Source organism: Streptomyces sp. LS-MS-L19, assembly GCF_058382285.1.
The window spans coordinates 795,567-808,111 of record NZ_JBYCLL010000001.1 but is presented as its reverse complement, the minus strand read 5'-3'; the positions used below and the strand labels follow the sequence as shown (position 1 = coordinate 808,111).

The window sequence follows — 12,545 nt, the reverse complement described above, 5'->3', positions numbered from 1 at the left end:
GCCACCACGCGTCAGTGACGCACCTTCACCTTGCTGAGCGCGGCCACCCCGAGCGCGGCCACGGCGATCTGGATCAGCCACTCGACCCAGTCGACGCCCTTGGTGTCGGCGACGTCGAGACCCGCCGCGATGCCCGTGCCGATGAAGGCGGCGACGATGCCGATCAGGATCGTCCACAGGATGCCTATGTGCTGGCGGCCGGGGACCACGAGCCGGCCGATGACACCGATCACGATGCCGATGACGATCGCGCTGATGACGCCTGAGATCTCCACGAGGTGTCACCTCCTCTGTAGTTGGTGACGCCCGAGTGCCCTCCGGAGCGGGGCGCACTCCACCGACGCGGCCCTCGCTGTCCCCGAATCCCGGCTCCGCGGCCGACTGCCCGGTCAGTCGCGCGAGTTGCCGAACAGCAGGCGGTAGCCGATCAGCAGGACCAGGGAGCCGCCGATCGCCGCGCCCCAGGTGTACAGGTCGAAGAAGTGGCTCTCCACGGGCCGGTCCAGGAAGCGGGCGGAGAGCCAGCCGCCGACGAACGCCCCGGCGATGCCGATGAGGGTGGTGCCGATCAGCCCGCCCGGGTCGCGGCCCGGCAGCAGGATCTTGGCGATGGCCCCGGCGAGCAGGCCCAGGATGATCCAGCCGATGATGCCCACGTCGTAGTCCTCCGGTCGGGTCGGTGCCGGGCGCGGTCCGCCCGGCCCCGATGCTTCGGGTTGCCTGTTTGCGCAAGCCTATGGACCCGGACGGGGGAGTGGCGGGGCCCGACGGCGACTGATGACAAGTCGTCGATGTTCTTTCACGGACTTATTACATTGCGCAACCGATGAAGCGTCAGGGCCCCGCCCGCCCTTCGCCCGGGGCCCCTACACTGGGACGTCGCACGTGTGTTGACGGTGACCGGGGCGGGGCAGGAGAGGACTGTGGCGACACTCGCTGGGGGCTTCGAGGATCCGTCCACCGAGGTGCTGACCGAGGCGGCCGCCGCGTTCGGACTGCTCGCCTCCTCCGCTCGACTGCACCTCATGTGGGCGCTGTCCCAGGGCGAGAGCGATGTCACCCACCTCGCCGACCGGGTGGGCGGCGCGCTCCCCGCGGTCAGTCAGCACCTGGCGAAGCTGAGACTCGCCGGGCTCGTGCGCTCCCGCCGTGAGGGCCGCCGGCAGGTCTACTACGTCGACGATCCCGACATCGTGACGGTCGTCCGTGTCATGGTCGGCCAGCTGACCGCCCGTACCGCCCCGACCGCGCACAGCATCGCCTCACGCCGCTCTTAGTCCGCCTCCGGTACGAAGGACGACGCCGGGCGGAAGAGGGGGAGAGGCATGTCCGATGTCCGGGCGTCGTGGCCTCGGCGTCTGCTGCCCGTCGTGGTCCTCGCGCTGGCCCTGTACGTCGTCGTGCGCGCCGCCAGCACCTCGCAGGGCGACTCCGCGCCCCCTGCGGACCCCACTCCGAAGCCGACCACGTCGACCGGTCCGACGGCCCCGTCCGCCCCGACGACGGCCTCGTCGTCGTACGACCCCGCCGCCTACGCCTCCCAGGTGCGCAGCCGTGCCCGGCAGACCGGGGTCAGCGCCCAGCTGCTGATGGCGATCCTCTACAACGAGGCGTACAAGCCCCACGACCCGGCCCTGGAGCGGGCCTGGCAGAAGTACAAGCCCGACGCGGCCTTCGGTATCGCGAACATGCACCGCGCCACCTTCGACGAGGTCAAGAAGGGCCGGGACTTCGCGAACCGGAACTGGCAGGACCTGCCCGACGACCGCGACCTCGCCGTCGAGGCCGAGGCCTGGTACCTCCACGACCTGAAGGCCCAGCTGCCCGCCACCCGGTCGACGCGCTACACCGAGGACGAGCTGCTGGCCCTCGGCTACAACACGGGCGCCGGCACCATGCTGGCCTTCGCCCGCGGCGCGACCCCGGGCAGCCAGGCCCAGGCGTACCTGGACAGGCTGCACGCCAACTGGGCGCGGGCGGGAAGGGCCGTGGCGGAAGGGTGAAGTGTGCCGGAGGTTGCCGCGTTTCTCCATGAGATGCCTCACCTGTGAAATCCGCCGGGCTCGGTGCTGGCCGGGCCAGGGGTTTGTTAGATTGCGCAACTACGCAACCTAGGCGAAGTTCCTGCTTGGCCTGCCTGTACACCGCCGCGCACGCCCGGCCGCCCACCCCTCGGCCCGGCCTGACAGGCCCGACCGTTTCGTGGGAGTGGTAGATGAGCGACCGGTGGGACAGCCCGGGCGGTCAGACCACGCGCAGCCGCACCGGCCAGGTACCCGGACAGCGCGCGGGCGGATCCGGCGGAGCGCATCGGCCCGGGGGCCGGGCGGCGGCCAGGGCGGCGGCCCGCTCGCACGGCGGCAAGAGGGCGCGGCGCCGAGCACGCCCGGCCCGGCGCGGCAGGCGGCTGCTGAAGATCGCCGGACTGTGTCTGGCCATCCTGGTGCTGGCCACGGCCGGCGCGGGCTGGTGGTTCTACCAGCACCTCAACGGCAACATCAACAGCGTCGCGCTCAACGGCAAGGGCGGCTCGGAGAAGGCCGACGCGTTCGGCCGCACCCCGATCAACATCCTGGTCATGGGCTCCGACGGCCGCACCAGCAAGGCGGACTGCAAGCTCGGCGGCGGCTGCTCCCAGACCGGCGTGCAGACCGGCAACGGCAACGCGGACGTGCAGATGGTGGTGCACATATCCGCGGACCGCTCCAACGCCACCGTCATGAGCATCCCCCGCGACACCATGGTCAACGTCCCGGCCTGCAAGGACAGTGAGAGCGGCCAGTCCACGTCCGGCTACTACGGCCAGATCAACAGCGCCCTCCAGTACGGCCCCGCCTGCCAGGTCGCCACCATCCACCAGCTCACCGGCATCCCCATCGACCACTTCGTCAAGCTCGACTTCTCCGGCGTGGTCAAGATGTCCGACGCGGTCGGCGGTGTCTCCGTGTGCGTCAGCGACAACGTGTACGACACCTACTCGCACCTGAAGCTGTCCAGGGGCACCCACACCCTCAAGGGCGAGGCGGCCCTGGAGTTCGTCCGCTCCCGGCACGGCTTCGGGGACGGCAGCGACCTCGGTCGTACGATCTCGCAGCACATCTTCCTCAGCGCGATGATCCGGAAGTTCAAGAGCGCGGGCACCCTCACCGACCCCACCGCGGTGTACGACCTCGCCGACGCCGCCACCAAGGCGCTGACCGTGGACGACGGGCTCGGCAGCGTGAAGAAGCTGATCTCGCTCGCGGCCGACGTGAACAAGGTCCCCACCAAGCGGATGACCTTCACCACGATGCAGACCGCGCCCGACCCGAACAACAGCAACCGGGTGGTGGTGGGTTCGGGGGCCAAGGACCTCTTCTCCAGCATCGCCGACGACCAGTCCCTGAGCACCGGTTCGGGCAAGAAGTCCGCGGCGGCCACCGCGACGGCCTCGGCCCCGGCGGTGCCGGCCTCCCAGATCGCCGTGACCGTCGAGAACGGCACCGCGATCACCGGCCGCGCCTCCGACGTGGCGACCGCGCTCACCCAGCAGGGCTTCAGCTCCGCCACGACCACGGCCAACGCGCCCAGCCCCGCGGCGACCACCACGCTCACCTACGGCACCGGTCAGAAGGCGGCGGCGCAGACGGCCGCCAAGGCGCTCGGGCTGCCCGCCTCGCATCTGCAGCAGGGGACGGGCACGGGCCTGACCCTGGTGATCGGCGGGGACTGGACGAGCGGCAGCACCTACCCCGGCGGCTCGTCCTCGCCGGCGCCCGCCGACACCAAGGCCGCGGTCTCCAACGCCCATGCGCAGACCGCCGACGAGGCCAAGACCTGCGCCAAGGTGAGCCCTTACAAGACCGTCTCGCTCAACGGGGTCCCCATGACACCGGCTCAGGCGTACGCGGCGGCGACGAACAAGAAGGACTCCGACGAGTGAGGCGGGGACCGGGCTGGTGGTTGTACAGTTGCGCAAGCTGGCAACCATGAGCGTAAAGAGGGGACGTACGGAATGCTCCGCAACGGACTGGAACCCTGGCACCTGTTGATCGTGGTGATCCTCTTCCTCCTGCTGTTCGGATCGAAGAAACTCCCGGACGCCGCCCGTGGCCTGGGCAAGTCGATGCGCATCCTCAAGAGCGAGGCCAAGGCGATGAAGGAGGACGGCGCGGCCCCGTCCACCGCCGCCCCGGCCGAGGGCACGAGCGCGGCCGAGCCCGCTCCGCAGGTCATCCGGTCCGCGCCCGCGGAGACCGCCACGGCCCACCGCACGACGGAGGGCACCCCGGCTCACTGAGCTGCCGCCGCCCGGCCGTGATCGAGGCGCCGACCCAGGGCGCGGCGAACACTGTCGGTGGCGGCAACTATGCTCCCGCCCATGAGTGAGGCAGGCGAAGGCCCCGGCAGACGAGTCGTCGACGGGCGCTTCGAGTTGGAGGCCCGTCTCGGCGGCGGCGGGATGGGCATGGTCTGGCGGGCCAGGGACCTGGTGCTGCACCGGATGGTCGCGGTCAAGGAGGTCCGCCCGCCCGACCGGGACCTCGCCGAGTACGACCCGCACGGCGCGCGCACCCTGCGGGAGCGGGTGCTGCGCGAGGCGCGGGCCCTCGCCCGGATCGACCATCCGAACGTCGTCACCATCCACCACATCGTCGACGGCGGCGAGGGCACCTACCCGTGGATCGTCATGGAGTTGGTCACCGGCGGCTCCCTGGCCGACCGGCTGGCCCAGGGGCCGATGCCGCCCGCGGAGGCGGCCCGGATCGGCCGGGGGGTGCTGGCCGCGCTCACCGCCGCCCACGAGGCCGACATCCAGCACCGGGACGTCAAGCCCGCCAACGTCCTGCTGCGGTCCGACGGACGCCCCGTCCTCACCGACTTCGGCATCGCCGCGATCCGTGAGACGACCAGCCTCACCGCCACCGGCTCCATCATCGGCACCCCCGACTTCATGGCACCCGAGCGGATCTCGGGCCACGAAGGCGGTTCCGCCTCCGACCTGTGGTCGCTGGCGATGATGCTGTACGCCGCCGTGGAGGGACACCACCCGCTGCGCCGCGGCAACACCCTGGCCACGCTCGCCGCCGTCCTCAACGAGGACGTGCCGCCGCCGGTCAGGGCCGGCGCCCTGAGTGACGTACTGATGAGCGTGCTGGTCCGCGATCCGGCGGCGCGGCCGTCGTCCGCCGTGCTGGACCGGATGCTGGCCGGGATCGAGTCGGCGCAGACCGGTCCGGCGACCCTCGTCTGGCCCCAGCCCGCTTCCTACCCGCCGAGCCCGCCGTCGGCCGACTTCCCTTCGCTGAACCAGCCGTCGGCCGGCTCCCCTTCGCTGAACCAGCCCTCCGCCGGGTCCCACTCGCCGGGCCCGCAGTCGACCGGCTCCCTTCCGTCGACCGCGCCGCCCGTCGGCTCGGCGCCTTCGTACCCGGGGGCCTTCGGCGCGCCGACGGCTCCCTTCGGCGGAGCCGCCGCCCCCGGGAGTGCGACCGCCCCCACCGGATTCGGGCCGCCGCCGGTCCACCCCGGGCCCGGCCCGGCCATGCCCCAGCCGAACACCGCACCCGTCCGAAAGCGCCGGGAGAACCGCCCCGCCCTCGGGCTCCTGGTCGGCGTCACCGCGAGCTCGCTCGCCGGTGCCGGGGCCCTGGTGTGGTGGCTGCTGCCCCTCGGGACTGATTCGGGCGGCTCGGGTGGCACGGCGAATCCCGGGCCCTCGTCCGTCGCCACGGCCCCGGCGTCGACGGGGTCCCCGTCCGCCGCCCCGGCCGCACGGCAGTCCAAGGGCTCGGCCACCACGAGCCTGCTCACCCCGGAGGGCATCCGCACCGCCATCGCGGCGATCGAACAGGACACCGGCCGGGACAGGTTCGGTGACTTCACCGCGTACGACGACTTCGTGTCCGTCGAGGTGATGGTCAAGGGCAGCGACAGCGCCTACGACACCTACACCTACCGTGCCGGGCAGGGGGTGGAGAAGGGCATCATCAAGGGCAGCCTCTCCGGTGGCGACCAGCCCTTCCGCCTCGACGGCTTCAACTGGGACAAGCTGCCCGCGCTCTTCGAGGAGGCCGGGAAGAAGCTCAACGTCGACAACCCCAACGCCCGTTACGTGGTGGTGCGGCAGCCCAACGACACCTTCGACACCCCGCTCGGCATGGCCGTCTACCTCAGCAACGAGTACAGCCAGGCCGGCTACCTGGAGGCGACCCCCAAGGGCAAGGTCACCCGCGTCATGCCTGCGGAGGACTGAGCGGCGCGGCCTGCGGCTCGGGCACCTTCGCGGTGTCCCCGTCGCCGTCGTCCCCGCCCCCGGTCAGCCGCAGTGCCGCGTACGCCGCCAGACCCGCCAGGGTGCCGAAGGTCAGGCTGGCGGGGACGTTCCCGCCGAGGCCCGAGAACAGGTGCAGCGGGCCCCAGACGGTGGTCGTGTCGTCGGCCGCCACACGCAGGAGCCCGCTCGCCGTCTGTCCGAGCACGGTGGCGCAGACCCCACCGACCGCCATCGCCGGTGCCGTGGTCCGGGTCAACAGGCCGGGCAGCAGGCGCAGCGACCACCACACCACGACCAGCACGAGCAGGTCGGCGGCCCGGTAGAGCAGCCAGTCACCGAGCGGGCTGCCGGACGGACCCGTCCAGAACCCGAGCAGCAGCCACTCGCGCAACAGGTCGCCGGGCTCGGACAGCAGTCCCCGCCCGCTGAACGACGTCTGGATCCAGGCCGCCACCGACACGTACGACAGGACCACCACCGACAGCGCGACCACCGCGGTCCCCACGCTCGCGGCGACACGCGCGGCGCGCGGCGGCACGGCCCGCCGGGGCAACGGGGCCTCGCCCTTGACGGTGATACGTGCCACGACAACCGTGAGCAGGGCGGTCAACAGCGCCGCGAGCACCACGACCGGCCCGCTCGACGAGATCACCGACGCCAGCTGCGGCAGAATCCGGAAACTGCCGCGCCCACGGGCGGCGATCAGCCAGGGCGCGGAGACCGTGACGGCCAGCGTGCCGGCCACCGGGCCCCAGACCCACAGCGCGAGCAGGGTGGCGGGCGTACGGCCCCGCGTCGGCGGAATCCTGCGGACCAGCAGCAGCGCGCCGGCCACGAAGAACCCGAAGACCGCCACGAACCTGATCTGCATCCCGGTTCGGTAGAGGTCGGCGTACCGGGTGCCGTCACCCGAGCCGGGGTCCGCGTACGCCGCCGACAGGTCGTACGACCAGGGCGCGAGCCAGCTCCGCAGATCGTTCACGGAGTCGATGTCCAACACGCTGGTGCTGCCGCGCAGTTGCAGCGCCTGGGCACTCGCGCCCGCCCACCACAGCAGCAGTGTGAGGAGCAAACCCCCGAACAGTGCCGGTATCACCGCACGTCGATATGTCATGTGCTGTCCCCCGCCTCGGACCCTGATCCACAGGTGTTCCGATCAGTCTCGATCAGCCGAAGGGTAGGGGAGGACTCCAGTCGTCCGAACCGCAGGGTGGCTTCAGCGTTCCACGAAGAACGCCAGGTGGTCCGGCGCCGGCCGCAGCAGCCCGTCACGGACCGCCAGGGCGGTGGCCTCGGCGCGGGAGGCGGCCCCGGTCTTGCGGAGCAGATGCTCGATGTGGCTGTGCACGGTCCGCGGCGAGAGGAACAGCGCCTGCGCGATCGCCTGGTTGGTCTGCCCGGTCGCGGCCCGGGTGAGGACCTCCAGCTCGCGCGGACTGAGACCGTACGGCAGCTCGGTGGGTGTCTCGTGCACCAGCACCGCGTCCGCCGTGAGCGCCGGGTCCGGCCGGTGCCGGTGCAGGGTGACCCGGTACCAGACGCCGTCGGCCGGCCACAGGAGCCGCAGCCGGTGGCCGCCGGTGCCGGCGAACGCCCGCAGCAGGCCCTGGAACTCCGCGTCCGCCAGCACCCGGGCGCGGTCCCGGCCCGGCAGCTCGACCGTTCCGTCGGCGGTCACGAGTTCCGCCCCGCCGTGGTCCGGCAGACCGTGCGCGTCGCCGGCGCGCGCCACGGGGTCGGCGAGCGCGGCGAGGGCCGGGATGACGCAGGCGAGCAACCGGCGTGCCTCGATGTCGTAGGCGTCGGCCCCCTCCGTGCTCAGATGCACCAGCCCGACGAGCCTGTCGTGGTGCCGCAGCGCCCCGGTCAATCCGTCCCGGAAGCCCGCCGGGCGGACCCGCTCGGCGTAGAACCACCCGTGACGGAACCGGGGGCCGAACTCCACCGGGTCCTCGGCGTCCTCGGAGATGGACGGCGGCAGCCCCCAGCTCACGACGTTGCGGTACCAGGGCGTGGTGACGAACTCGGCGGCCAGCGCACGGGAGGTCTCCGCGCTGTACCCGATGCCCGCGACCTGGACGTGGGCCCCGCTCAGCGGGTCGATCGTGAGCAGCGTCGCGGCGTCGAGCGGCAGCGCGCGGGCGAGCTCGCGCAGCGCCTGGTCGCGGGCGGACGCGGTGTCACGTTCGCGGGTGAGCATGCCGATACGGGTGGCCGCCGCGATCTGGTGATGGCTGAGCATGCGAGCCTCCGGGGAGCGGCTCAGGGGCACGGTAGGTCGTTTGGGGCCCAACGATATGTGCGGCCCACGATAGGGATACGAGGGGCGCCGGGCAAGACGTCCGGCGCACTGGCACGACGTCCGGCGCGCTGGGCACGACGTCCGGCGCACTGGGCACGACGGAGCCGTACACCTCCCGGGGCCGGTGTCCGACGGCGCGTGGCCGTGCTTCTCGCAGGGTCGGTATTTGTACGGATGGTGGCGCGCGACCGGTGGGGCTTTTCTGTTCGGCACAGTCGGACGCCCGCCGGGAGCGGGCCCGCCCCTCGGAGAGCCCCGCCATGACCACACGCCGGTCCGCCACCGTCCCCTCGGCCACGCGCAGACAGTTCCTCGCGTACTCCGGAGCCGTCGCCGCCGCCCTCACCGCGGCCGGCTGCTCGGCCCCGCCCGCCGCCTCGACCACCACGCGGCCCGCGGCCTCGCCGGGTGCCCGCCTGACGAAGATCGGCCTGGACTACCCCTTCACCCAACTCCCGCTCTACACCACGCTCGTCAAGCTCTCCACCACCGCCGCGAAGAAGCACGGCGTCTCCCTGCTGACCACCAACGACGGGGCGAACGCCGACACCCAGGCCACCAACCTCACCACCTGGGTCGCCCGCAAGGTGCCCGCGATCGTCTCCTTCCCCATGGTCTTCGAGGCCACCGAGGCGACCGCCGAGGCAGCCCTCGACGCGGGGCTGATCTGGGTCACCTACGGCGGCTCGCTGGAGCACCAGAGCGCCGACATCCAGTTCAGCTTCCGCGAGGGCGGCACCCTGCTCGGCACGGCGGCGGCCAAGTGGGCCGCGGAGCAGCTCGGCGGCAGGGGCAAGGTCGCCTTCCTCACCGACAGCACCATCGAACTGGGCCGCGAGCGCACCAAGGGCATGGTCGACGCCTTCACCAAGCTCGCCCCCGGCGTCGACGTGGTCGCCCAGGAACAGGCCATCGACCCCGACACCGGCCTCGCCAAGACCAACGCGATCCTCGCCAAGCACCCGGACCTCAACCTCGTCCTCGGTGTCACGGACGCCGCCGCGTACGGCGGGTTCAAGGCGCTCCAGCAGGCGGGCCGGAAGAAGGACGACGCGAAGACCTTCGTCGGCGGCCAGGACGGCGCGGTGCCCTCCCTGGTCGCCATCAAGCAGGGCACCTTCTACCGGGCCTCGGCCGCCCTCGCCCCGGACGACATCGCGAACGCCGTCGTCGACGTGCCCCTCGCGGTCGCCGCGGGCAAGGCGGACCCCGGCGCACAGGTGCCGATCGCCCTGGTCGGCCCCGGCGACACCGCGGCCATCGACGACCTCCTCGCCCAGAACGCCTAGGAGCCCGCCATGACACCGGTGAACCTGCGCGTACGGGGGCTGAGCAAGTCTTTCGGCGGCGTGCGGGCCCTGGACGGCGTGGACCTGACCGTGCCGATGGGTCAGGTCCACGCCTTGCTCGGCCACAACGGCGCCGGAAAGTCCACGCTCATCAAGTGCCTGGGCGGAGCCTTCCCGCCGGACGCGGGCACGATCGAGGTCGGCGGGACGTCGTACACCCGCCTCAGCCCGCGCGAGTCGATCGACGCGGGCGTCGCGATCATCTTCCAGACGCTGAGCGTGGTCGACGCCCTCACCGTCACGGAGAACATCTTCCTCGGCCAGGAGTGGACCCGGTACGGCCGGATCGACCGCCGCGCCCAGGAGGAGGTCGCCGCCGGTCTGCTCCAGCGGGTCGCGGCGACCTGCTCCCCACGTGACCTGGTCGGCGAACTGCCCATGGGACAGCGCCAGTTGGTGGAGATCGCCAAGGCGCTCAGCCGCAGCGCCGCCGTCCTCGTCCTCGACGAGCCGACCGCCGCCCTGTCCACCGCCGAGAGCGCGGCGCTCGCCGAACGCGTCGAGGACCTGCGCACCCAGGGCCTGGCCATCGTCTACGTCACCCACCTGCTGTCGGAGGTCGAACGGCTCGCGGACGCGGTGACCGTGCTGCGCGACGGACGGGTGACCCACCAGTCGGTCGGAGCGGGACAGACACGACGCGAACTGGTCGAGGCGATCGCGGGCCGGCCGAGCGGGGGCGCGGCGGGGGAGCCTCCTGCTGCCGGACGGACGTCCGCTGAGCCTGCGATCCCCGCCACCGCAGGCCTTCGCGCCTCCACTTCCTCCTCCGCCCGACCCCGCCTCACCGTCGACGCTCTGCACGGCCCCGGCTTCGGGCCGGTGAGCCTCGCCGTCGCGGAGGGCGAACGCGTCGGACTGTTCGGGCTCATCGGCTCGGGCCGGACACGGATCCTGGAGAGCCTGTACGGCGCACGCCGAGCCGCAGGCGGCACGGTCCGCGTCGGCGACCGTACCGTGACCCCGGCGCGGCCCGCCCAGGCACTGGCCGCCGGGATCGCGCTCGTCCCGGCCGACCGGCGCCGCCAGGGGCTGTTCCCGGTGCTGGGAGCGCAGGACAACGCGCTGCTGCCTTCCGTACGGCCCCTGTCCCGCGCCGGTGTCCGCGCCCTGGGCGCCGAGCGCCGGGTGTTCGGGGCGCTCGCCGAGGCGGTGGGCCTGCGACCGGCCCGCCCCCGGCTCCCCGCCGCCGCCTTCTCCGGCGGCAACCAGCAGAAACTCGTCCTCGGCCGGTGGATCAACGAGGCCCGGAGCGTGGCCGTCCTGCTCCTGGACGAGCCCACGCAGGGCGTCGACGTGGGCGCCCGGCAGGAGATCTACCAGGTCGTGTCCACCCTGGCGGCCGACCGGGGCACGGCCGTCCTGTTCGCGTCCAGCGACCCCGAGGAGGTCGTCGCCCTCGCGGACCGCTGCCTGATCGTCGCCGGGGGCCGGATCGCCGGCGAACTCTCCGGCACCGAACTCACCGAGGAGGCCCTGCTGTCGGCGATCCATGACACCGGGACGGGATACCACGGCGACCCCGACGAGGTGCCGGTTCCAGGTACAGGTCCCGACCGCCGTACCGGAACCGACGCCACCCCCGCACCGAACACCCGCACCCAGCACGCCGCCTCCGCCGAAGGAGCAGCATGACCGCCGCCGACTCCGTGCTCACCCGTCCCCGTCTCGTGGCCTCCGGCGGGCTGACGACCCTGCGGCGGCAGCCGTTGATCGTCGTGCTCGGTGTGATGGTGGTGGGCTTCCAGCTGTCCACGGGCAGCTTCCTCGACCCGGCGAACCTGCGGGGCATCGCCACCGACGCCGCCACCCTGGCCATCGTGGCGGTGCCGTCCGCGCTGCTGCTCATCAGCGGGTACCTCGACCTGTCCGTCGGCTCCACGCTCGCCCTCGGCGGACTGGTGGGCGGATGGCTGGCCGGGCAAGGGCAGAGCCCGGTCGTCGCCGTCCTGGGCGCGCTCGCCGCCGGCGCGGCCGTCGGCGCGGCGAACGGCGTCCTGTGCTGCTACTTCGGGCTCTCGGCCTTCATCGTCACGCTCGGCATGCTGACCGCCGTGCGAGGGCTGGCCCAGCAGCTCTTCCCGCTGCCGCTCAGCGGCTTCGGCACCGGTTTCGCCTGGCTGGGCGGAGCGCGGATCGCGGGTGTCGCCGCACCGGTCGTCGTCGCCGCGCTCGTCCTGGTGGCCGGCGCGCTGTTCCTCGCGCTCACCCCGGCCGGCCGGCACGTCTTCGCCATCGGCGTCAACCGGGAGGCCGCCCACCTCTCCGGCATCGACATCCGCCGTACGCCCTTCGCGCTGTTCGTGATCACGGGCGTCGCGGCCGCCCTGGCCGGGGCGATCAAGGCGTCCGTGCTGGACAGCGTGGTCGCCGGGACCTCGGGGAGCGGGTTCGAACTGGCCGTGCTCACCGCCGTACTGGTCGGCGGGGTCGCGCTCACCGGTGGTTCCGGCTCGATCCTCGGCGTCCTGCTCGGCGTGCTGTTCCTCGGCTGCCTCCAGAACGGCCTGACACTGCTGGACGTGCCCACCTTCTGGCAGCAGATGGCGCAGGGCACCGCCCTGGTGGCGGGCGCCGCGCTGGCGTACTTCGCGCCCCGCGCCGCCCGTTGACCGCACCCCGTTCCCTTCCGAGAGAG

12 protein-coding genes are annotated in these 12,545 nt (G+C 72.5%); 8 read left to right on the top strand and 4 right to left on the bottom strand.

Translation table 11 applies throughout. The annotated features are described in order from the left end of the window. Positions 1-11: 11 nt before the first annotated feature. Positions 12-275 (bottom strand): GlsB/YeaQ/YmgE family stress response membrane protein, encoded by a 264-nt coding sequence (locus tag AC2XR2_RS03585; protein ID WP_330268840.1) that lies wholly within the window; start codon positions 273-275, stop codon positions 12-14. Positions 276-389: 114 nt separating this feature from the next. Continuing rightward, positions 390-656 (bottom strand): GlsB/YeaQ/YmgE family stress response membrane protein, encoded by a 267-nt coding sequence (locus AC2XR2_RS03580; protein ID WP_123758879.1) that lies wholly within the window; start codon positions 654-656, stop codon positions 390-392. A gap of 267 nt (positions 657-923) precedes the next feature. Here AC2XR2_RS03580 and AC2XR2_RS03575 point away from each other — a divergent pair, with 267 nt between their 5' ends. From AC2XR2_RS03575 to AC2XR2_RS03555, 5 genes are all read left to right on the top strand, one after another. Beyond that, positions 924-1,277, top strand: a complete 354-nt coding sequence (locus AC2XR2_RS03575; protein WP_491514227.1) for an ArsR/SmtB family transcription factor — start codon at positions 924-926, stop codon at positions 1,275-1,277. A gap of 48 nt (positions 1,278-1,325) precedes the next feature. Beyond that, complete coding sequence (locus AC2XR2_RS03570; protein WP_491514226.1) at positions 1,326-2,003, top strand: lytic transglycosylase domain-containing protein; 678 nt, start codon at positions 1,326-1,328, stop codon at positions 2,001-2,003. A gap of 212 nt (positions 2,004-2,215) precedes the next feature. Then, entirely contained in the window at positions 2,216-3,922 is a 1,707-nt protein-coding gene (locus AC2XR2_RS03565; RefSeq protein WP_491514225.1) for an LCP family protein, read from the top strand. A 72-nt stretch (positions 3,923-3,994) separates the two neighbouring features. Then, the gene (gene tatA, locus AC2XR2_RS03560; RefSeq protein WP_381296043.1) at positions 3,995-4,279 is read left to right on the top strand and encodes a Sec-independent protein translocase subunit TatA; all 285 of its coding nucleotides are present in this window, start codon (positions 3,995-3,997) and stop codon (positions 4,277-4,279) included. An 81-nt stretch (positions 4,280-4,360) separates the two neighbouring features. Further along, positions 4,361-6,235 (top strand): serine/threonine-protein kinase, encoded by a 1,875-nt coding sequence (locus AC2XR2_RS03555; RefSeq protein WP_491514224.1) that lies wholly within the window; start codon positions 4,361-4,363, stop codon positions 6,233-6,235. Here the strand turns inward: AC2XR2_RS03555 and AC2XR2_RS03550 are convergent. Together AC2XR2_RS03550 and AC2XR2_RS03545 are read right to left on the bottom strand one after the other, a co-directional pair. Beyond that, positions 6,216-7,370 (bottom strand): hypothetical protein, encoded by a 1,155-nt coding sequence (locus AC2XR2_RS03550; protein WP_491514223.1) that lies wholly within the window; start codon positions 7,368-7,370, stop codon positions 6,216-6,218. The genes AC2XR2_RS03555 and AC2XR2_RS03550 overlap by 20 nt on opposite strands. A gap of 102 nt (positions 7,371-7,472) precedes the next feature. Then, the gene (locus tag AC2XR2_RS03545) at positions 7,473-8,498 is read right to left on the bottom strand and encodes a helix-turn-helix transcriptional regulator (RefSeq protein ID WP_491514222.1); all 1,026 of its coding nucleotides are present in this window, start codon (positions 8,496-8,498) and stop codon (positions 7,473-7,475) included. Positions 8,499-8,818: 320 nt separating this feature from the next. Here AC2XR2_RS03545 and AC2XR2_RS03540 point away from each other — a divergent pair, with 320 nt between their 5' ends. Genes AC2XR2_RS03540 through AC2XR2_RS03530 form a run of 3 tightly spaced genes read left to right on the top strand, consistent with a single transcriptional unit; the run spans position 8,819 to position 12,519 of the window. Then, a complete protein-coding gene (locus tag AC2XR2_RS03540; protein ID WP_491514221.1) occupies positions 8,819-9,847 on the top strand; it encodes a sugar ABC transporter substrate-binding protein in 1,029 nt (342 codons plus the stop codon). A gap of 9 nt (positions 9,848-9,856) precedes the next feature. Beyond that, a complete protein-coding gene (locus AC2XR2_RS03535) occupies positions 9,857-11,542 on the top strand; it encodes a sugar ABC transporter ATP-binding protein (RefSeq protein ID WP_491514220.1) in 1,686 nt (561 codons plus the stop codon). Next, positions 11,539-12,519, top strand: coding sequence for an ABC transporter permease (locus AC2XR2_RS03530; RefSeq protein WP_491514219.1), 981 nt, complete (start codon positions 11,539-11,541; stop codon positions 12,517-12,519). The genes AC2XR2_RS03535 and AC2XR2_RS03530 overlap by 4 nt, the downstream gene beginning before the upstream one ends. The last annotated feature ends 26 nt before the right edge of the window (positions 12,520-12,545 follow it).